This window comes from [Phormidium] sp. LEGE 05292 (genome assembly GCF_015207735.1).
Classification (GTDB): Bacteria; Cyanobacteriota; Cyanobacteriia; order Cyanobacteriales; family Aerosakkonemataceae; genus Floridanema.
Genome location: NZ_JADEWG010000009.1, coordinates 21,170 through 42,061, shown reverse-complemented (window position 1 = coordinate 42,061; position 20,892 = coordinate 21,170). Strand labels below are relative to the sequence as shown.

Annotated in this window: 13 protein-coding genes and 1 pseudogene; 12 read left to right on the top strand and 2 right to left on the bottom strand. The window is 42.0% G+C overall.

All coding sequences use genetic code 11. The annotated features are described in order from the left end of the window. Positions 1 to 108 precede the first annotated feature (108 nt). From IQ264_RS04610 to IQ264_RS04555, 12 genes are all read left to right on the top strand, one after another. The gene (locus tag IQ264_RS04610) at positions 109 to 4,347 is read left to right on the top strand and encodes a hypothetical protein (protein WP_193979072.1); all 4,239 of its coding nucleotides are present in this window, start codon (positions 109 to 111) and stop codon (positions 4,345 to 4,347) included. 47 nt (positions 4,348 to 4,394) lie between these two features. After that, positions 4,395 to 4,535, top strand: coding sequence for a hypothetical protein (locus IQ264_RS04605; RefSeq protein WP_193979070.1), 141 nt, complete (start codon positions 4,395 to 4,397; stop codon positions 4,533 to 4,535). 530 nt (positions 4,536 to 5,065) lie between these two features. Then, the gene (locus IQ264_RS04600) at positions 5,066 to 6,790 is read left to right on the top strand and encodes an efflux RND transporter periplasmic adaptor subunit (protein ID WP_193979068.1); all 1,725 of its coding nucleotides are present in this window, start codon (positions 5,066 to 5,068) and stop codon (positions 6,788 to 6,790) included. A 182-nt stretch (positions 6,791 to 6,972) separates the two neighbouring features. Then, positions 6,973 to 10,122, top strand: a complete 3,150-nt coding sequence (locus IQ264_RS04595; RefSeq protein WP_193979066.1) for an efflux RND transporter permease subunit — start codon at positions 6,973 to 6,975, stop codon at positions 10,120 to 10,122. A gap of 46 nt (positions 10,123 to 10,168) precedes the next feature. Continuing rightward, complete coding sequence (locus IQ264_RS04590) at positions 10,169 to 13,288, top strand: efflux RND transporter permease subunit (protein ID WP_193979064.1); 3,120 nt, start codon at positions 10,169 to 10,171, stop codon at positions 13,286 to 13,288. 35 nt (positions 13,289 to 13,323) lie between these two features. After that, on the top strand, positions 13,324 to 13,848 hold the full coding sequence (locus tag IQ264_RS04585) for a hypothetical protein (RefSeq protein WP_193979062.1): 525 nt from the start codon (positions 13,324 to 13,326) through the stop codon (positions 13,846 to 13,848). A gap of 195 nt (positions 13,849 to 14,043) precedes the next feature. Continuing rightward, positions 14,044 to 14,514, top strand: coding sequence for a hypothetical protein (locus tag IQ264_RS04580; RefSeq protein WP_193979060.1), 471 nt, complete (start codon positions 14,044 to 14,046; stop codon positions 14,512 to 14,514). Positions 14,515 to 14,749: 235 nt separating this feature from the next. Then, positions 14,750 to 15,217 carry a hypothetical protein gene (locus tag IQ264_RS04575; protein WP_322744596.1) on the top strand — a complete coding sequence of 156 codons (468 nt, stop codon included), beginning with the start codon at positions 14,750 to 14,752 and terminating at the stop codon, positions 15,215 to 15,217. A 150-nt stretch (positions 15,218 to 15,367) separates the two neighbouring features. Continuing rightward, positions 15,368 to 15,841, top strand: coding sequence for a DUF2808 domain-containing protein (locus tag IQ264_RS04570; RefSeq protein WP_228061287.1), 474 nt, complete (start codon positions 15,368 to 15,370; stop codon positions 15,839 to 15,841). A 115-nt stretch (positions 15,842 to 15,956) separates the two neighbouring features. Continuing rightward, entirely contained in the window at positions 15,957 to 16,658 is a 702-nt protein-coding gene (gene rppA, locus IQ264_RS04565) for a two-component system response regulator RppA (RefSeq protein WP_193979058.1), read from the top strand. After that, on the top strand, positions 16,645 to 18,039 hold the full coding sequence (gene rppB / locus IQ264_RS04560; RefSeq protein WP_228061286.1) for a two-component system sensor histidine kinase RppB: 1,395 nt from the start codon (positions 16,645 to 16,647) through the stop codon (positions 18,037 to 18,039). Before rppA ends, rppB begins: the two co-directional genes overlap by 14 nt. A 211-nt stretch (positions 18,040 to 18,250) precedes the next feature. Beyond that, positions 18,251 to 19,087, top strand: coding sequence for a tetratricopeptide repeat protein (locus tag IQ264_RS04555; protein ID WP_193979056.1), 837 nt, complete (start codon positions 18,251 to 18,253; stop codon positions 19,085 to 19,087). A gap of 62 nt (positions 19,088 to 19,149) precedes the next feature. Here IQ264_RS04555 and IQ264_RS32715 read toward each other — a convergent pair. Beyond that, positions 19,150 to 19,719: pseudogene (locus IQ264_RS32715) on the bottom strand (cation diffusion facilitator family transporter). Between the two features lie 197 nt (positions 19,720 to 19,916). After that, positions 19,917 to 20,873: a vitamin K epoxide reductase family protein gene (locus IQ264_RS04540; protein WP_193979050.1), complete on the bottom strand. Its 957-nt coding sequence runs from the start codon at positions 20,871 to 20,873 to the stop codon at positions 19,917 to 19,919. Positions 20,874 to 20,892 lie beyond the last annotated feature (19 nt).

Here is a 20,892-nt window from a genome sequence, read left to right as displayed (position 1 = left end):
CATTAAATTATTTTTATCACTAAAGCGATAGAGCAACTTCTATCTGAAGGTTTATTCGACATCCCTCAACTAAAAACTAAATTAAGAATTAAAAATTGAGGCGATACTATGGCGATTACGCTAGAACATTTTTGCACCAAAACTAATCAACCAATTATCGTTGATGGACAACCTGTAACCGAAACTATAGAACATTGTTTAGCAGCATATTTTGCTCCTGATGCTACTTATAAAATTGGTGCAGTTTATCCCGGCATTACCACAGAAGCTGATTTACAAAACCTGCAAACACAAGGTTTAACTTTACAATTTGCTTCTGATGACCGCTTTTATTTTATGGATAAACAATTGCGGGAGAAAGTCTTTGACCAAGCACACTTTGGTGCTGCTTATGGTTCTAATATGTTCACTCCTTGTCAAAGTTTTGCCGAAATTAAAGGTTTGCGGGTGCTAGTCGTAGATGCTGCTACTGGTGAAAATGGGGGAATCATCCCTAATCAAGAAGCAATAAAACTGGTGGGAGATGGGGATGGAAAAATAGATATTCTCACCCATGAAGCATTAGGAAATGCAGCAAATACACCATTTCAAACTCGGTTTGGGATTAAGTCACGCCAAGCAGGATTAGAACTACAAGAAGACACCCCAGTTAATCAAACTTGGCAAGTAGGAAAAGGTACATTTGCACCCCGCGACCTTTCTATAATTGGCAATGGTTACGATTTAATTATTAGCACTGACCAACTCAAAGGACGCAAGAATCAAGAGAATAAATTGGGGATTTTGGGGACAGATGGTAAAGCAATAAAAAGTGGGAATGAAATCAAACCAGGGGAATATACAATGACGATTGGCATCGGTAATAAAACTGATGCTTATTTGGGGATTACTTCTACTGGTTCGCAATTTTGGAATTCTTTCCCTTTTGGAGTGCAAAATGATGTATTACCTCGGTTAGAAAAACGGTTGGCAGAACTTAAAGAGATGGCATCTGACCCGCGCCAGATTGCTAGAGATTACATCAAAGTTATGGATGAAAGGAACAAATATCGGATACAGGAAGATAGTACGTCCTCCTCAGATGTTGATTTTGATAACCTAGATTTAGACGCTTTCGATAAACTAATCGAACAAGCATTTGGTAATAGCGATTCCCAACTGTTATATCGTATCTTGAAAGCTGATTTAGATGGTCACTATCAAGTGCTAGAATTACCCAAAGTTATCGATAAACTTCAGGAACATTGGCGCGAACAGTACTTAGATTGTGCGACTGGCAGATTTATTAAGTTTGATTCCGCGATGGCTCAAACTTGTCACGATTTAGCAGAAAATGAAGTTAATATTCCTAACTATCCTGATGGTGCTGAAGTTATCGTTTATCGTGGCCCTACTGCTAATTCTAATACAGTTGATGTCTATGTTAACAAACATCTGCCTCACGAACCGCATGATGTGGGCACAATCAAGATGTCACCAAAAGGATTACAGCATTCCTTATCCGATTGCGATGGCGATCGCATGGCTTACATTCTAGCATCAGAATTCCCCCATACAGTCAGTGAAATCAAACAACGGCAGAAAGCAGAGAATCGTTATGCAGAGATTGTTAAATTAGAGAAGAAAGCATACCTTGGTAGTTTTGAGAGTATTGCTTTATCGGCAATGGAAAACAAGATTGGTGTAATTGCCAATCTCTGCATGAAAGGGATTGCTTTAGAAAATGAATGTAATGCAGTACCACCAACAGCAGCATTTCAATTAATGCGGGATATTTCTCTTGGTGCAACCGGAATGTTAGCCGCAGAACATGATGTAGTAAAACTTGTAAAATATCCACCAAAAATTAAACAGCAAATTACTCAATTAGCAGGTTTTTCTCAACAATTGCATAATAAAGGATTGAGTGTAGCTGAATGTAATAGTATTGATGAGTATAACCTTGTGATTGCCAATAAACAAGTTGATTTACCGCAGCTTAGTTCAGCAGATGTTAATCAATTCTTAGAAAAATCTCGCCAATTTTATCATGATGTAGTTGGGATATTAGGTGGTCAACTGCAAATAGAAGTGGATAGGGGGAAAAGTGCTAATCGTGCTGACCCAGAAATTGTTAATGCTTGTCAGGCAATTATTAAAAGTTTTGATATTGCACCTTGGGTAGAAGAGAAGAAAACTGATGCGGTTTATTCATCAAGAAGTATGAATGCTATCGGTCATGGTGCGATTGATTTGATGATTAAACCAACCAATGAAGCATTTGCAGAAAGTGCGTTAGTCGCTCGTTCTACTCAACAATTTCAAGACTTGTTTACGGGAGTAGAATTTACACCTACCCAGAAAGAACAAGCTGTTGAATTAAAGAAAAATTATGATACTTTGCTCAATTGTGCTATTGAAATGAAGAGAGAAGTAGCAGAAGCACCGGGACCAAGAATTGTGGCAACTAGTGCTAAAGGTAATTCTATTGAAATTATTGGATTAGCGCAATGTCATCATCCTCATGCTTTTGATAACCAAAGAAAATTGGATATTAAAATTGTTGAAAATAACAAGCCAGATAATAAAATCAAAAATCGCTGGGTAGCATTAGCACCTGTATTTGATGCTCAAGGGAAACCAGAATTAAAAAATGGTAAACCTAAGTATAAAAAATTAGGTTATATTGCTACAGAAAGTGTGGCTAAATATCCCGAACGGATGAAACAATGGACAGAACTTAAAGGACTAACAGCACAAGTTTTACCTGGATTAACACAAGCACAAGTGAAGGCAGCTTTTAAACAAGCTAAAGAATTTGCTAATACTGCTAGAGATAGTATTCCTGATTCACAAAAAGAGTCAGTTGCAGCAGCTATATGGGAATTATCTACTAGTGGTAAGGATGAAAATGCTACCAAGAAGTTATCGGCAGCATTTGCTATATTTGGTGATGAAATAACTGGAAGATTACAGGAATTACAATTTACTGATTTTGCAGTAGTTGGTGTTCATAAACCAAGTAACGAACACCTGGGAAGACGTTGGGTAGGCGAAAAACTTAGTTGTGAAATTGTTCAAGCACTTGACCCAGCTAATCCTTCTCAAAATAAGCGTTGGTTGATGGTAGAAGGTAAGAAGTTAGGGGTATTTCGGAGTGAATCGGCGCAATTACCTATTGGTACTTCTTTTGAAGCAACTATCAGTTCACCTCCTGGTGCTAGTGTAATTATTACTAGTACTAAAGGCAATCAATTGAAGGTAAGACAGTTGAAAAAGTATGATTTTGCTGATAAGGAATGGCATGGGGAAACTGGGTTTATTAGTATTCAAGTTCAGCATGGTAAACAGCCTACAGCTATAGCTTTAGTTGATGGTAAACCTTTAGGAATAATTGATAAAGCATCATTTACAGAATTAGCTGATAAGTTAACTCAAAAAGGTGTTTCGGTGCAGGGATTTCAGTTTTCGGCTACTTTAGAATCTGCACCTGCTACTATTGCTAACATTAAAGTAGATTCATCAACTGTTAAATATCCGCAATTGTGGACGAAAGAGGAACCTGTAGTTCAGCCGAAAAAAGTTAGTTTAATTGAGGCGATTCAACCACTACTACAACAACGTTATCCAGAGAAATTTGTAGGGTTAATGCACGATGAACAAGCGGCAATAAAAGCTTATCTAATCGGTAGCGATGAAGTGAAAGATTTTATGCAGTCTCGCAGTCTTTCTGAGGAATCGATTATGGCATTATCTCAGGAAATTGAGCAGAAGTTTGGAGCAAATAGTTTTGTAGGCGTTGCTAGTAAGGATAATCAAGAAGAACTTTATTTTGGTGTTTTATTGCCAACTGCTCAAGCGGAGGTAAAGACAGCTGATAGGCTGACAGAAGCTTTTAATTTTCCTTTGAAATACGAACAAATGCAAGGAGGACAGCATACAAAATTAATTGCTGTTCCTTTACCGGAAATGCTAGAACTGCTCAATACTGCTACTCAATTAGCAACTAATTCTCCACAAGGAGTTGAGCTTCTGGCTGCATCTCCAGAATTAACACCATTGCGGTCAGAATGGGAAAAGAAGATGCTGACTGCTGCTATTACTAGCTTGAAGGCTAATGTTGCTAATACAGGTGAAGAAATCCAAACTGCTACGTTTGGTGAAAATCATCAATATAGAGTAATTATTCATACTCCGACTGAAACTTTGCGAGTTGTTGATGAACTATCTGAGCGGGGTACGCTTTATAAGGCTCATAAAGGTTTGCCTGCAATTACTTGCAATTTCGCTGAGGCTGAAAAACAAGCTTTTGCTCGATTTAGTACTGCTAAACTATCACAAAATTCATCTGATTTAGAAAGTGGTTAAGCTTCCCCTTACGGGGAAAAGTTTTTTAGTAATTTAGTAGTGTTTTTATGCGAAACGACAACAAAGTGGAACAAACAGTGTTAATTGAATTACACAGGAAAGCTAAGAATCTGATGCAAATTTATGGTTATCCCCATCCTGATTATTTAGCTGTGATGCAACAGATTAAGCAAATTATGAGTAATTAATCGGGTTGCTGCTTGTGAAAATGCGATCGCTCTTGACACATTCTTATCCTCAACTAACTCGTTCCCTACTTGAAGCTAATACTCATTGAAATAATTTACGTTTTTAAAACTCAATTTTTAGGAAAAATAGATTAATTTCAGCCAAATACAGCTTAATCTTTAATTTTCGGTAATTTTTTAAGTCAAAATCGAAACATATTCAACTTTTTATGTCAGTAATTAAGCCACCGCTCGTTGATGATTTGACAGTAAAACCCCCGCACAATAAACCCGTGTAAAGAGTCTCCTTTGGCTTTCGGTTGAGAGCTTTAAAAAGTCTTTTCTACCTAATCTCTACTTTCTGAAAAATTTCATCCTCATTTCACTTGAATATGAAAAACTGGGTATTTAGAGCTTATAAATCTCTCTAAGAAATTTGTAGGGTCAACCGTGGTTAACCTCCAAAAAAAATAGCTGTGCAACTTTCTACTCAAAATGTCAACGATCCAAGCGCAACTCTGCTCTTTAGTGACTCCAGGACGATCTTAGCGATGGGTATCTCCAACCGTTCTCATTCTTTGTCATTACTCGGTTGCGTCTCTTTGGTAATGGTGCAACTCGTGGTGCTAACTGCTCCCACAGCTGTGTTAGCGGGTGCAGGACACGATCATAGTGGTGCAAGTGAATTTCAAGGTGGAAGCGAACCAACAGGTTCTGTGGAAATCGATGCAGAAACAGCCAAATTGCTAGAAGTTAAAATCGAGCCAGCTACTCGTCAGCGGCTAGATATTGGCATCAAAACCACAGGTCAGATCGAAACCCTGCCCAACCAAAGAGTGGAAGTGACGGCACCGCTGACAGCAAAAGTGGCTGAGTTATTAGTGCAACCAGGAGCCAAAGTGAAGGTGGGTCAACCCCTCGCAGTCTTATCTAGCCCCGAATTGGTGGAACTGCGGGTAAACTCCCAGGAAAAACAGGCGGACGCGCAAGCCGCTATACAAAAGGCGCAAGCCGACTTAAAGCTAGCCCAAGAAAACTATCAGCGATTTTCACAGATAGCCACAGATGAGATAGCAGAGGCAAGCAGTAAACTGGCATTTGCTCAAGAAAGGTATAACAAAGACAAGCAGTTAGCGGATGCAGGCGCTCTCCCGCGTCGTCAAGCCCTCGAATCGCAAACTTTATTAGTTCAAGCTAGAGCCGAGCTTACCAAAGCCAGCAGCCGCCGAGAAGTCATCGCTGCTGAAGCCGAACTCAAACGCACCCAGTCGGAGCTTGAGGCAGCGCAGTCTCGTCTCAAACTCAGCAATGCCACTTATGAAACCCGATTGCAACAGCTGGGAACTCGCGCCAATAGTAAGGGATTGGTGACGGTAACGGCTCCCATTTCTGGCACAGTGGCAGACCGCTCTATTACTATTGGTCAATCGCTCCAAGATGCGGGTGGCAAGTTGATGACGATTATTAATGACAGTCGGGTTTTTGCGACAGCGAATATTTACGAAAAAGATTTAAACAAAGTTAAGATGGGTCAACGAGTCAGGGTGAAAATTGCTTCTCTACCTGACCGGACTTTTGAAGGCAGAATTACACGGATTGGTTCGGTGGTGGAAGGGGAAACGCGAGTAGTACCAGTCCAAGCCGAATTGGGTAATCCAAATGGGGAATTAAAGCCTGGAATGTTTGCTGAACTAGAGGTACTCACAGACCAAACATCCACACCTTTATTAGCAGTTCCTTTTACAGCGGTGGTAGATGCCAATGGCAAAAAATTGGTCTACGTCCAAAATGGTAAAGCCTTCCAGTCGGTTGAGGTGAATTTAGGCCAAAAGTCTGGGGATTTAGTTGAAGTTAAAAGTGGTTTGTTTGAGGGAGATTTGGTAGTAACTCAGCGTGCGCCACAACTTTATGCTCAGTCTTTGCGGGGAGGTAGTAAATCCACAGAAGATGAACACGGACACGCAGATGGGGAAGAAGAGAAATCGGCAGTTAAAGAGGTTAAAACTAACAGCTTCCCATTGCCATTGTCATTACCTTTGTTGTCATTGGGATTAGTTGGAGCAGGTGTATTTGGTGGGGCGGCGTTCCTGGCTGGTGCTTTTTGGAATCGCCGTCAGATGCGATCGCGCAGCGTCCCTATAAGGGAATCGCACCCGAACGCACAAGTATCCTTTATTGATGCAACAGAGGGTTATCTCGATAATCACAAACAGCCAACTTTGTCTGCTGCATCTGTACCAGTGGAAGACCGCGAAAATCCCCGCAATTCCCACTAAAAAATGAAAGCTTACCCAAAGAAAGCTGAAGTTTTGCTTATTGTATCTATCCAAAAACTCTTGTGGGGTAGGCATACTGCCTTTTAACTAGATTTTTTGAGAAGTTTATTAGCGTTATCAAAGCAACCAGTTTTCCAGCCTCACCAGGGAAACTCTTTATTAAATCTCATCTCTAAACTCAAATGATTAATTTTATTGCTAAATGGGTCATCAACAGACGTTGGCTTGTAGTCATTGCGGCGATCGTTTCTACATTAATCATCGTCTTTAACACTATCCCTCAAATGCCGTTAGATATCTTTCCCAATTTCGCACCCCCCCAAGTAGAAATCGAAACAGAAGCTCCAGGACTTGCACCAGAAGAAATCGAATCTTTAGTCACTTTACCGATTGAAAGCGCAATTAATGGAACGCCGGGATTGACAGCAGTTCGTTCTTCTTCATCCGCAGGTCTTTCAGTTGTGCGAGTTGTTTTTAAATGGGGAACTGATATTTATCAAGCTCGCCAGTTAGTAACGGAAAGATTGCAACAAGCTGCTAGCAGTTTACCAGAAAGTGTAGACTCTCCCAGAATAGCGCCGATTAGCTCTCCGATCGGAACTGTATTGAAATATGCCTTAACCGTCGAAGCCAAACCAGAAGCACAATCCAAAATCGACCTCATGGAAGTGCGTCGAATAGTCGATTGGCAAATCAGAAATCGTCTTTTAGCCGTTCCTGGAGTTAGTCAGGTATTGATTTATGGTGGGGAAATTCGCCAATATCAAGTATTAGTAGATCCCAATAAATTGCGGGCGTTTAACGTCTCTTTACAGCAGGTTAGCGATGCCGTACAAGCTGCTAATGTTAATGCGCCAGGGGGTTTTTTAATTACTCCCGACAAACAAACTTTAATTCGGGGAATTGGACGAGTTGAAACTATTGAAGACCTCCAGCAATCTGTCATTGTTGCGCGTCAAGGAACGCCAGTTAGATTAGGGGATGTTGCCGAGATAAAAATTGGTGGCGCTGTCAAAATTGGCGATGGCAGTTTGAATGGGAAAGATGCTGTGGTGATGATGGTTAACAAACAGCCCCTTGCAGATACTCCTACCGTTACTCGCGCCATTTCCTCAGCAATGGAAGAGTTAAAAGCAGGTCTACCCAAAGAAATCAAAGTTACCGAAACATTCCGGCAGGCAGATTATATTGATGCTTCCGTAGAAAATGTTCGCTCGGCATTACTTGAAGGTAGCATAATTGCGGCGATCGTTCTGATTCCTTTTTTAATGAATTGGCGCACGCTGACACTTGTATTGTTAAATTTTGCTCTCACATTTTTATTGTCATTGCAGATATTATCTTGGTTGGGTTTGGGGTTGAATACAATGACATTGGGAGGGTTAGCAGTAGCAATTGGCACGGCAATTGATGATGCCATTGTCTATGTGGAAAATACTTATCGTAATTTGCGACTAAATAAATATTCATCAAACCCCCGTCCGTTACTAGAAGTCATTTTTGAAAGCGGTCAGGAAGTTCGCGAATCGTTGATCGGCGCTACTTTAATTACTATTGTTGTTTTTGCACCAGTGTTTGCTCTAGAAGGCGTGGAAGGTCGAATTTTTGGGCCGATGGGAATAACTTATCTGGTGGTTGTGATTGTTTCTAGTTTAGAATCTTTGCTGATTAGTCCCGCTTTGTGCGCTGTTTTATTGCCCCAGGGAAAAATGCCAGAAACTGAAGCTTGGATTCCGAGATTTTGTAAAAGAATTTATGGCCTTTTTTTAAATTTAGCACTCCGGCAGTCGGCGATTGTGATAGCGATCGCCCTTGCTGGTATGGTGGCATCAATAATAATTTTTCCTACTTTGGGACGGGCATTTCTCCCAGAATTTCAGGAAACAACATTGGTTAATACTTTAGCGCTTTATCCGGGTTTATCTTTAGAAGCTACTAACAGTTCGGCTTTTGTCTTAGAAAATAAACTCAAAGATGACCCTCGCTTAAAATACGTTCAATTAAGGGCGGGACGCGCCCCCAATGACCCCGATGCTGCACCTGTAAATCTGGCTCACTTGGATATTGGATTGAGCGATAAAGGCATGGAAAATCGGGAAGAAACGCTTAAAATGTTGCGGGAAGAGTTCAATAAAATTCCGGGGGCTGCACCTAATATTGGTGGTTTTATTTCTCACAGAATTGATGAAATATTATCGGGAGTTAGAAGTCAAATTGCCGTCAAAATATTTGGAGCGGATTTAGCAGAACTTCGCACCGTTGGCCAACAAGTCGAAGCGGCGATGAAATCTGTACCGGGAATTGTAGACTTACAACTCGAACCGCAAGTTCCCATCGAACAAATTCAAATTAAGTTCGATCGGGTGGCTGCTTCTCGCTATGGGTTAACAATTGGGCAACTTTCCAATATTATTGAAACCGCTCTGAATGGCAAAGTTGTCTCTCAAGTTTTGGAGAAACAACAAAGTTTTGACTTAGTTGTATGGTTGCAACCCCAATATCGGAACAATTTGGAAACAATTGAAAATTTGTTAGTTGATACGCCGGATGGCAATAAAATTCCTTTGGCGAAGGTAGCTAAAGTTGCTTACGGCACTGGACCGAATACCATCAACCGGGAAAATGTTTCGCGCCTGATAGTAGTTGCCGCCAACGCCAAAGGGAGAGATTTGCGCTCGATAGTCACCGATATTCAAAATAACGTGAAGGCACAAGTTCAGCTACCACCTGGATATTTTATTCAGTACGGCGGTCAATTTGAAGCAGAAGAAAGAGCTTCTAAAAACATCTTTATTTTTAGTGCCATTTCTTTTGTAGTTATTACCGTACTGATGTACCTTTCTGTTAAATCAATTGCTTCGACTGCAACGATTATGATTAATTTACCCATCGCCTTAGTTGGAGGAGTCATTGCAGTAGCATTCACTGGGGGCGTTATTTCGGTTGCTTCGTTGGTGGGGTTTGTCACTTTGTTTGGAGTGGCAACTCGGAACGGATTGCTATTAGTGGACAATTACACCACTAAGTTTGCAGATGGAATGCCTTTAAAAGAAGTTTTGATTTCGGGTTCAATGGAACGACTCAATGCTATTTTGATGACTTCTTTAACTTCAGCTTTGGGTTTGGTGCCCTTAGTAGTGGCTGTTGGGCCTGGTAAGGAAATTTTGCAACCGCTGTCCATTGTAGTGTTAGGTGGGTTGTTTACTTCTACCGCTTTAACTCTACTGGTATTACCAGCCCTATACGCTAAATTTGGCAAGTTTTTACTAACAAAACCGACTCAGACAGTTGAGGAGAATGGTCGGGTTGCAAAAGTTAGTTTGGAAAATTGATTTTCTTGCTTAAATCCGTTCTAACTATACCTATACGAATGACATTATGCTTAACTCTGTTGTCAAATGGTCGATCGCCCAACGGTGGCTGGTAGTTCTAGCCTCCATTTTAATTAGCTTATGGGGCTTTCGCGTCCTGACTCAAATGCCGCTGGATGTTTTTCCCAGCTTTTCTCCGCCTCAAGTCGAAATTATGACTGAAGCCCCAGGACTGGCACCAGAGGAAGTAGAGTCGCTGGTGACTCGTCCGATAGAAAGTATAATCAACGGAACTCCTGGGCTTGAAGCGTTACGCTCTTCCTCTGCTGTCGGTCTTTCTGCGGTGAGAGCCACTTTTAGTTGGGATACGGACATTTATCGCGCCCGCCAATTGGTGACGGAACGATTGCAACAAGCACGCAGTCAGCTACCGCAAGGTGTAGAAGATCCAGAGATTCTTCCTGTCAGTTCTGCTTTAGGATGGACTGTCAAATACGCCTTTACCTCCGAAACCACTCCTTTAATGGAGGTCTGGCGTATTGTTAACTGGCAAGTCAAAAACCGTCTTTTGGCTGTCCCTGGTGTCAGTAATATCGTCATATTTGGTGGGGATGAGCGTCAGTATCAAGTACTGGTTAACCCAGATAAACTAAAAGCGTTTAATGTGACTCTTGATGATGTCACCAAAGCTGCCACTGCCGCAAACGCTAATGCACCAGGAGGATTTTTAATTACTCCCGACCAAGAAACATTGGTTAGAGGTGTGGGGCGGATTGAGTCGATCGAACAGTTAAAAAAATCAGTAATTAAAGCCCAAAATGGCACGCCAGTACTGTTGGAACAGATTGCTGATGTGCAAATTGGCGCAGCCCTCAAACGTGGCGACGGTAGTTTTGCTGGGAAAAAAGCAATTATTTTGACAGTTAACAAGCAACCCACTGCCGATACACCTGCCGTAACGAAAGCAGTTGAAACAGCAATAGAGGAACTTAAAGCTGGTCTGCCAAAGGATGTCAAAATTACAACTACCTTTCGTCAAGAAGATTTTATTGAAGCCTCGCTCAAAAACGTTGAAGAAGCTTTGCGTGATGGCACTATCATCGTTTCCGTCATCCTGATTCTGTTTTTGATGAATTGGCGCACAGTAATCATTAGTTTGAGCGCTCTACCTGTGTCTTTATTACTAGGGATGATGATTCTCAACTGGACGGGACAAGGCATAAACACTATGACTTTAGGTGGACTAGTGGTAGCCATCGGTTCAGTGGTAGATGACGCAATTGTTGATATGGAAAACGTCTACCGCCGTCTGCGGGAAAACCAACTCGTTGGAAATCCCATTCCGCCCTTGCAAGTAGTCTTCAATGGTTCGGTGGAAGTGCGCGTTAGTGTCCTCTTCGCCACAATTATTATTGCCGTCGTCTTTGCACCAATTTTCGCCCTCTCTGGTGTGGAAGGTCGGATTTTTACACCGATGGGTTTAGCTTATCTGCTGTCAATTGCTGCTTCTACTTTGGTAGCACTGACATTGACCCCAGCCATGTGCGCCTTACTGCTGGTGAATACAAGATTGCCCAGTACAGAAACTTGGTTAGAAAAACAAACGCATAAACTTTACCGTCCAGCTTTAAAGTTTTCTATTCGTCGCCCGAAAATTGTTTTGGCAACAGCGATCGCTGGTTTTATCGCTTCCGTAGTAATTCTAATTAATTTAGGACAAGTTTTTTTACCAGAATTTCAAGACCGCGCCCTCGTAGTTGCCACAGTTCTCATGCCTGGTGAATCTTTGGAAGCTACTAATCAAACAGGGTTGGCGATAGAAAAAGCTTTGAAAAAAAATCCCGGAGTTGAAACCGCTCAATTCCGTTCTGGACGCGCTCAAGGAGATACTGAGGTAGCTGGTGTTAACGCTGGGGAATTGGATGTCCAACTGAGTGAGGAGGGAGCAAAAGACCGAGATAAAACGATTGAAATGATTCGTAAAGAATTTGAGAAAATTCCTGGAGTCGTTCCTAATATCGGTGGTTTTATTTCTCACCGGATGGATGAGGTACTGTCGGGGGTAAGAAGTGCGATCGCTGTCAAAATCTTCGGTCCCGATTTAGAACAACTGCGTACCCTTGGTCAACAAGTTCAATCAGCTATGAGTGAGGTTTCGGGTTTAGCAGACTTGCAATTAGAACCGCAAGTACCAATGAAACAGGTACAAATTCAATTCGATCGGGATGCGGCGGCTCGTTATGGTCTAACCATTGGGGAACTCTCAGAGACGGTAGAAACTGCACTCAACGGACGAGTCGTTTCCCAAATATTGGAACAACAACAGACCTTTGATATGGTGGTTTGGTTGCCAGAAAAATACCGTAACAATATTGAAATTATCAGTAATTTGTTAGTTGATACACCCAACGGACAAAAAATTCCCTTAGCCCAAGTCGCCAAAATCGACTATAGTACAGGCCCTAACACCATCAACCGCGAGAACGTCTCCCGTTACATAGTTGTATCTACCAACGTAGCTGGGCGAGATTTGGGTTCTGTAATTAGGGATATTCGGGATAGGGTTAAACAACAGGTACAATTGCCCCCCGGATATTTCATTGAATACGGCGGTCAATTTGAAGCCCAAGAGGGAGCGACAAAAACTTTACTTTGGGCTGGGGTATTAGCATTTGTAGCGATCGCCGTTTTACTTTACTTTGCTGTGAAGTCAATTCCTGCCACTATTATGATTTTGATCAATTTGCCTTTAGCATTAATTGGTGGTGTGGTTTCCATCGCCTTGACTAGCGGCATTGTCTCTGTAGCTTCAATGGTAGGATTTATTACTTTATTTGGTGTGGCAGCGCGTAACGGACTTTTGTTGGTTGAAAACTACAATGCCAGATTAGCAGAGGGGCAACCTTTAGGGCAGGTTTTGCTGGAAGGGTCAATGGAACGCCTAGTTGCTATTTTAATGACAGCGTTAGCATCGGCTCTAGGTATGGTGCCTTTGGTAATTGGTAGTGGAGCCGGAAAAGAAATCCTCCAACCGTTAGCAGTAGTGGTATTAGGTGGATTGTTTACCTCTACTGCTTTAACTCTGTTGGTACTTCCGGCTTGTTACGTGCAGTTTCGTAAGTTTTTGGTTCCCAAAAAAGTTGAATCTGTTGCTCAGATTGAAATGACTGAAAGAGTTAGTGTCTAGTTTGAATCTTGCAAGTTTATCAGGAGTCTAAACCCATGAATATTTTTCCTAAAAGCTTCATCATTTTCAGTGGGATAAGTTTACTTTTCTTGGCAGCTTGTAGTGCCAGTAATCAAGCAACAAATTCTCCAATTAATAGCCAGGAAAAAGCACCGACAGAAACGGCTGCTAAAACTGAAGCTACAGCAAAAGATGGCGAAAAACACAGCGAAGGAGATGGTCACGATCACTCTAAAGATGGCAATAATGCTGCTCATAAGGGTCAAGTGGTAGAAGTGGGTAAATATCATTTAGAGTTTAAACCTGATATTCAAAAAGAGGGAACTCATTTAGATGTTTTTGTCCACGATGAACAAGACAAGGAAATTAAAGACGCTAAATTGACGGCTCAAATTCAATTACCAGACGGGAGTAATAAAACTTTAGAAATTCCTTATAAAACTGATGAAAAGCATTACGGTAATGTTCTCAGAGAAACTACACCAGGAGATTATAAAGTGGTAGTCCAAAGTGAGATTAACGGCGAAAAGTTTAACGGTCGCTTTAACTTTAAGCGATAGTCAATTTACCCTAACCAGTTCGACTCTCATTTTCGTTCAAAACTAGTTTTAGCTTATTTATTCATTGATGTTTGCTGTCCTTTCTGTTGTTACAAGTGATATATCAGTGAGTCCAATAAATGTTGCGATCGCCCTAATGAAATCTGTCACTAAATTTTGCTATTCACCACAATACTTATTACTCTAACAGCCAAGATGAAGAGAACACTGATTTACACGACTGCATTGACTCTGGCTACCGCCGTTTTAATTTCTGCTGGCTATGTGAGTGCTAATATGAATGAGGGTGGAAGTCCCAATGTTGGTAATGGGCAGATTTTTTCTAATCGCTGGCGTATTGTTAAACAGACCTTTCGCTTACGCATCCCCCAAAATAACAAATTCCTTTCTCAACTAATTATTGAGGTTCCATCCACTGTAGCTGTTAGTAATGATATTGATGTGCGGGATGAAACGGGTCAAAAAATCAACATTAATATTTCTGCCGATGGGAAAAAAATCATCCTAGATTTTCCTGAAAAAATTAGTTCTAATACAATGCTCATTGAACTCAACAAAGTAAGACAACCAATTCAGGGTTCGGCTTCTATCTATAGATTTTCTGTTAAAGTTGTTGGCAGTAACACAGAAATTTACATAGGTGAAGCTAGATTTCTCACGTTTTAATTTATGCTTTCCAGACCCGTTATTTTTACGTCTTTAACGTCTGTACTAGCAGTAGTTCATTTTTCTTAAGTATTCCTAAATTCATGACAGCTGATTTTTATAATAATCTCCTCTCATAAACATAAATTTCACGCTGATTTCACCTCACTATGTCATTCTAGTAATAACAGAGTAATTGATTAAAAATGAATCTGTAACTTAATTAACCCGGTCAATTCCTCAGAGGAGTTAGATAGTGAGAACACTAATTTTTTCGACTGCTGTAGCTTTGGTTCTGGTAGCTCCATTTTCTGCTAGCTATGCTAGTGCTAGGACAGGATCTACTCCTCATATCGATGGCTCTGTACAATTTCCTCAAAATAAGTCGCGGATCGTTCGACATACAATTCGGTTGCACATTCCTCAAGGTAGTAGTCCTCTTTCTCAGCTAATTATTGCCGTTCCAGAAGGATTAGTAGTTAGTAACAATATCACCTTGAAAGAAAAGTCAGAACGGGAAATTAACGCTAATTTTTCTATCATAGGCAACAAAGTTATAGTGAATTTTCCTCAACCCGTTACTCCTGAATCAAAACTCGAACTTGACCTGAATAATGTAAGAAGAAGAGGAACTTCTAACGCTTGGCTTTATCAAATTTCTGCTAAATTTGTTGGAACTGATAGAGAGATGCCCATTGGCATAGCTCGGCTTCGTGTCTATTAGATCTATTTTTTTGATAACAAGCTGTAAAATCATTACTTCGTGAGGGTTTTACAGCTTGTTGTCTCCTCGTTAGAGTAAAAGCATAGAAATTTCATCACGGTTTTATTCTCATAGATGAAACTAATAGATAGGAGAATTTGAATTACCGCAATGAATAAAATGAATAAGTGGTTTTGCCTCGCTACAATCGCTCTAATATTCAGCACTTCAATTCCAAGTGTATGGGCTAAGGAAAATGCAAAGTTCACCCATGTTTTTGACGGTACTGCCTACCCTATAAGCCCTCAGTACCAAGGGGCTATTCATCAGTTTAAGGTTCATGTGCAGGGAAAAGCCCTTTCAGAACTTTCCATTGATTTACCAGAAGGGGTGAACATCACTGAAGGAATTGAAGTAACAAATCAATCTGGTCAAAAAGTTGCAGCTACAATTTCCATCAATGATAGAACAGCTAAGGTAGTTTTCTCACAACCCGTAGCTCCTGAAACAACGATATTAGTTTCTATGAGAGGCGTTACTACCCCAGGTTACGAGCAAACTTGGCAGTACCATATCTCTGTGGAAAAGGTAGGCATGAGCGCACAAATTCCTCTTGGCATAGTTGATATTGCGACCTACAGATAAACAGTCAGGAGAGACATACTGATTTTATTCAGGACTGTCGTTGCTGGGAATATCGAAATTCCTCTGGGAACCGCTCGAATTCAAACCTCTGGTAGATAGGCTCGGGGATTTTTTTATGAAAGTTCTGCTAGTTGAAGATGAGTCAGTCCTGGGTGAGGCAATTAAGCGAACCTTGAACCAGGAAAAATATATTGTTGATTGGGTTTTAAATGGCACTCAGGCTTGGGACTGTTTAGAAGACCAAAAAACACCGTATACGCTAGCTATCTTCGATTGGTTACTGCCAGGAATATCCGGTTTAGAATTGCTGCGTAGGCTGCGTACTCGCAATAATCCCTTGCCCGTATTGATGCTGACAGCAAAAGACCGCATGGAAGATAGGGTGACTGGACTGGATGCAGGGGCAGATGATTATTTGGTGAAGCCATTTGGCATGGAGGAATTGTTAGCGCGACTGCGGGCTTTGCAGAGACGCTCCCCTCAGTTCCAACCCCAGCAACTTCAAGTCGGTCACTTCATCTTAGATTACGGCACTTGTACGGTTTGCCTTCAGCACGCCAATGGTGACAAACAAGTTATTCCTCTAACCAGAAAAGAATTTCAGGTGCTGGAATACTTCTTGAAACACCCCAACCAATATATTACCCGCGACCAGCTTTTGGACTATCTTTATGAAATGAATGCAGAACGCATTAGTAATGTCATCGCGGCTCAAATCCGACTGGTGCGACGCAAACTGTCAGAACTTGGCTGTGATGGTTTAATTGAAACTGTTCCGGGCATGGGCTATCGATTCAATCTTAATGATGCAAACTAAACCGTTTCGTCAAACTCGCTGGCGACTGGCCCTTTGGTATGCAATCGTTATGGGTTTCATTCTCGGTATTTGCGGTTTTGGGGTTTATGAAGTAATGATCTATGCCCATTTGGTAGCAATTGACCGAGAGCTAAAGTCTGTAACGGGAACATTACATGACAGCATTGAACCCAATCTGAAGCAGTTGGGAGTGCTGGAGCCAATTTTTCAGCAGCTTTTACCCAATATTTGTCGAGCTGAGTCTAGCTGCTCTACTCAAAAGATTTACGGACAAAGTTACCACACTTCTACCGAACGCCACATTCTGAGTGCTATTTACCAAGGGAATTACTATTACATTCGGTTTGTCAATGGTGAGGGACAATTGATTGCTATGGCAGGTCTCCAACCTGAAGGGCTGCCGTTGATTGTAAGCAAAGATGCTTGGCAAACGCTCAAAGATCGACAAGGCGAGCGTTATCATCAAATGTCTCTGCCGCTGCATACTCAAGACAATCAACTTTGGGGCTATATACAAGTCGGGCGGAGTCTCAAAGACCTCGATAGTCGTCTTGCTGCCTTGAAATTATTTTTAGGGCTGGGATTGCCAATTACGGTACTTCTGGTTGGGGGTTCTAGTTGGTGGTTAGCGGGGTTGGCGATGCGACCGATTGACCACTCCTATCAACAAATGAAACAGTTTACATCTGATGCTGCCCATGAATTGCGGACTCCTGTGGCAGCAATTCAAGCAGCGGTTGAATCTGTACTCAGGATGCCTCATCTATCTGAATCAGAGGCGCGAGATACTCTAAAAAACGTAGTGAGTCAGAATCATCGATTGATTGAAATGATTGAGGATTTATTGCTCCTCTCCCGATTAGAGCAGCCGAAAATATTGATACAGTGGAAAGCTTGTTCTCTCAACGATTTGGTGGGAGACCTGGTAGAAGAGTTCGCTGATATGGCCTTCGCTGCCAAGGTAACGCTAAAATCGGAAGTGCGGCTACACCAGCCGCTGTATGTTGTAGGGGACGAAAATCAACTCTATCGCCTGGTTTCTAACTTAATTACTAATGCAATTAAATACACGCTAACTGGGGGTCAAATCATCGTTGTTTTGGATCGCAGCAACGGTCATGCTTTGATTGAGGTTCGAGATACGGGGATTGGAATTGCACTGGCGGAGCAAGAGCGAATTTTTGAGCGTTTCTATCGCGTGAGTAGCGATCGCTCCCGCAATACAGGTGGGGCTGGTTTAGGGTTGGCAATTGCTCAAGCGATCGTTCAGGCACATGGGGGTAGCCTTACTGTACAGAGTGATTTGGGTCAAGGTAGCACTTTTACTATTCGATTGCCTTTGGGAATTCACCCATCCTCAAACACTACCATAGCCGAATAACAGTATGTTTTAGGACGATCTTTGGAATGATTAACTAACAGTCAGTAGACCGAAAAGTTTTGCGATCTACTGACTGTTAGTTAATCATTCTTTTCCTTTTCTGTTACTTACTCAGCAAGCTCTACAGAAACGGACTAGGATGAGAAACAGCCGCTATAGCTTGCTTGAATATTGAGTCAGAATATAAAAAGAAGCTGTGAGGGTTTGAACAATGAACTGGCTGCATAAGTCTGGTGTAATGAGTGGCATCCTGCTGTCGATCGCGGCAACTACTTTTTTAGCCTCTGAAAAGGCAATTTCAGTCGAGGTAGCAGATACTAGAGCAGTTGAACTACTCAATCAAGGGAAAACTCGTGCAAGACAAGGTGACTTACAGGGAGCGATCGCTGCTTATACTCAAGCCATTGCTGCTAATCCAAGATACACCCAGGCTTATATCGAGCGAGGACTGGCACACCATGATTTAGGAGACTTTAGACAAGCAATCGCAGATTTTGAGCAGGCAGTGAAACTCGATCCTGATAGCGCTAGAGCAATTTACAATCGAGGAGAAGCAAAAGCTGATATAGGGGATTTATCCAGTGCCTTGACAGATATGACACAGGCAATCCGTCTCAATGCTAACTATGCAGAGGCATATAACAATCGAGGTGTTATTCAAGCCCAAATGGGCAATTTACAGGCTGCTATTAGTGATTTAGATCGAGCTGTTCAAGCAAAGCCAAATTACGCTGATGCTTACTATAACCGCGGAAAAGCGAAAATGGCTTTAGGAGATGCAACAGGTGCTATCTCTGATTTTACACTCGCAATTCAGCTTAACTCTAATCTCCCAGATGCCTATGGCAATAGGGGAATTCTTTATGCCAAAACTGGAAATCAGCAGGCGGCACTGCAAGATTTACAAACGGCTGCCCGATTGTTCCAGCAGGCTGGCGATCGAGATAGCTACAGTCTAACGTTAGGATATATTCAGCAAATCCAGCAGGCTCCCAATCGTACTAAAGAGTCCGTCAATGAAAACATCTACCCCAACCGCAGTAATTAAACTGGGATCGAGGTAAAGGTTAAGACGCTTAGAAAGGCGTTAGGCAAAGCGATCTCCTATCCTCAATTCAAATCGGTTTTGAGAACGTTTAGACTCTCGCGAAGGAGAGAGAATGCGTTGATGCAAATAATTAGGGAAACCAACAAGCTAGCGATCGCATCAGCCCACAGCCAGTTCAACAAAAGGACTGCCAAAGATGCAAATAAAAGGCTAATCGAGTTAACCGCATCAGCGATCGCGTGAAGGAATATACCCCGTATATTTAAGCTGTGATGGCTCTCCTCATAGAGCAAGGCAGCATTTACCCCTTTTACCACAAGTCATAAAACAGCCATTATGAGTATTGGTAGACCTGCACTAACCTGCGGTTCTTGAATCTGGTCGATCGCTTCGCTGGCTACAAATACAGCAATTCCAAGTAGAAGCAGGCTATTCATTAAAGCTGCCCAGGCATCTAGATGAACTGGATCGATGTTGAGCTTATTTGACGGACGATGGGTTAATTCAGCCGCTACTAGCGCAACCGCGATCGCAAAGACATCAACCATCATGTGTCCGGCAACCGCAAGTAGAGACAAGCTATGAACCCAAAGCCCAACAATCAATTCTGCCAGGAAAAGCGCATTCCGCATTCCCAACACAATCCATAGGAGCTTGATGGGCTGTTCTTTCCTGTCAATTGAAGGTGTAGATGTATACATGGCTGGGCAGGTGTTATTGGGAGTAGAGTCAGCTATCCTCTTGCAGTTCACGTAACACGGCTTCAACGTTGCTGCTTCCTGAAAGTTACTTTGAACGGCTTGGAGATAGCCCATGTACGTTGTTTCTTTTACAACTTATTCTGAAAATTACTGGGTCCCTTGTACCCAGAGAGTTGGGCTAATTCTTTAAGAGATTTCGTCCCACTGGGCAGCTTTTGACCGTTAATTTCCCAGGTTGGATAGCTTTGAATTTGTTGCTGCTGACATTCAGGTGTTTGTCCTCGACCATCTGGCCTAGAACACTCAACATAGGTAATGTATTGAACCGCCTCTTTACCAAAGAGTTGCTTTTGTTCATGACAATGAGGACACCAGAAAGCACCGTAGAATACAGCTCCAACCTGGGTTAAATGTTTTGCCAAAGCTATCTCTGCCTGACCAGAAGTTGTGGTCACTTTATATCTAGACATTGCTTGCTCAGTTCCAGATTCACCGCTCGCTGGGTTATTTACATTGGCATAAATCCCTAAAGTACCCACCAATACAATTACTGTAATAATTACCCCACTAAAGATCAGTTGCCCAACATCCTGCCACTCCTGCCCAATCAAAGAGAGGATAAACAAACTGATAGAGAGAATTGCGGAGGCAAGGCAATACAAACAGACTGCTTTAATCTCAAACACCAGCAAATACATGAGATAAAAGCTAAACATCATCATCGCAGTACTGCCTAAAAACAGCAGCAGCCCTGTCCAGTTTTCCAGAGAGTTAGAAGCTTGCTTTTGTTTGGATGAGTCTGCCAGTAAGGAAAGCTTTGAAGGTGTGAAAACCAGAGGTGCGATTGCAAAGACAATGATGCTGGCATAAGCAAGAAAACCAAATAGCGCCAACGGTAATCCAAACACCGTTGCATAGGGACTGGAAAGTACGATATCACAGCCATTAGTTGGGCAAGCAGCTTTGTTACCCGTCAATTTGCTGTAGGTTAGATAGGCAGTGACGACAGCTCCAATTGTGGCAAGCCCTGCCATAATGAGACGCGACCAGCGATGAATCCAGGGAGTAGGACGTTTACGGGGCATAATTTCTCAATGAACTACA

What these genes read in the sequence shown, in the direction of transcription:
- IQ264_RS04610 (WP_193979072.1), top strand. Translation starts at nt 109, where the DNA reads ATGGCGATTACGCTAGAACATTTTTGCACCAAAACTAATCAACCAATT.
- IQ264_RS04605 (WP_193979070.1), top strand. Translation starts at nt 4,395, where the DNA reads ATGCGAAACGACAACAAAGTGGAACAAACAGTGTTAATTGAATTACAC.
- IQ264_RS04600 (WP_193979068.1), top strand. Translation starts at nt 5,066, where the DNA reads ATGGGTATCTCCAACCGTTCTCATTCTTTGTCATTACTCGGTTGCGTC.
- IQ264_RS04595 (WP_193979066.1), top strand. Translation starts at nt 6,973, where the DNA reads ATGATTAATTTTATTGCTAAATGGGTCATCAACAGACGTTGGCTTGTA.
- IQ264_RS04590 (WP_193979064.1), top strand. Translation starts at nt 10,169, where the DNA reads ATGCTTAACTCTGTTGTCAAATGGTCGATCGCCCAACGGTGGCTGGTA.
- IQ264_RS04585 (WP_193979062.1), top strand. Translation starts at nt 13,324, where the DNA reads ATGAATATTTTTCCTAAAAGCTTCATCATTTTCAGTGGGATAAGTTTA.
- IQ264_RS04580 (WP_193979060.1), top strand. Translation starts at nt 14,044, where the DNA reads ATGAAGAGAACACTGATTTACACGACTGCATTGACTCTGGCTACCGCC.
- IQ264_RS04570 (WP_228061287.1), top strand. Translation starts at nt 15,368, where the DNA reads ATGAATAAAATGAATAAGTGGTTTTGCCTCGCTACAATCGCTCTAATA.
- rppA (WP_193979058.1), top strand. Translation starts at nt 15,957, where the DNA reads ATGAAAGTTCTGCTAGTTGAAGATGAGTCAGTCCTGGGTGAGGCAATT.
- rppB (WP_228061286.1), top strand. Translation starts at nt 16,645, where the DNA reads ATGATGCAAACTAAACCGTTTCGTCAAACTCGCTGGCGACTGGCCCTT.
- IQ264_RS04555 (WP_193979056.1), top strand. Translation starts at nt 18,251, where the DNA reads ATGAACTGGCTGCATAAGTCTGGTGTAATGAGTGGCATCCTGCTGTCG.
- IQ264_RS04540 (WP_193979050.1), bottom strand. Translation starts at nt 20,873, where the DNA reads ATGCCCCGTAAACGTCCTACTCCCTGGATTCATCGCTGGTCGCGTCTC.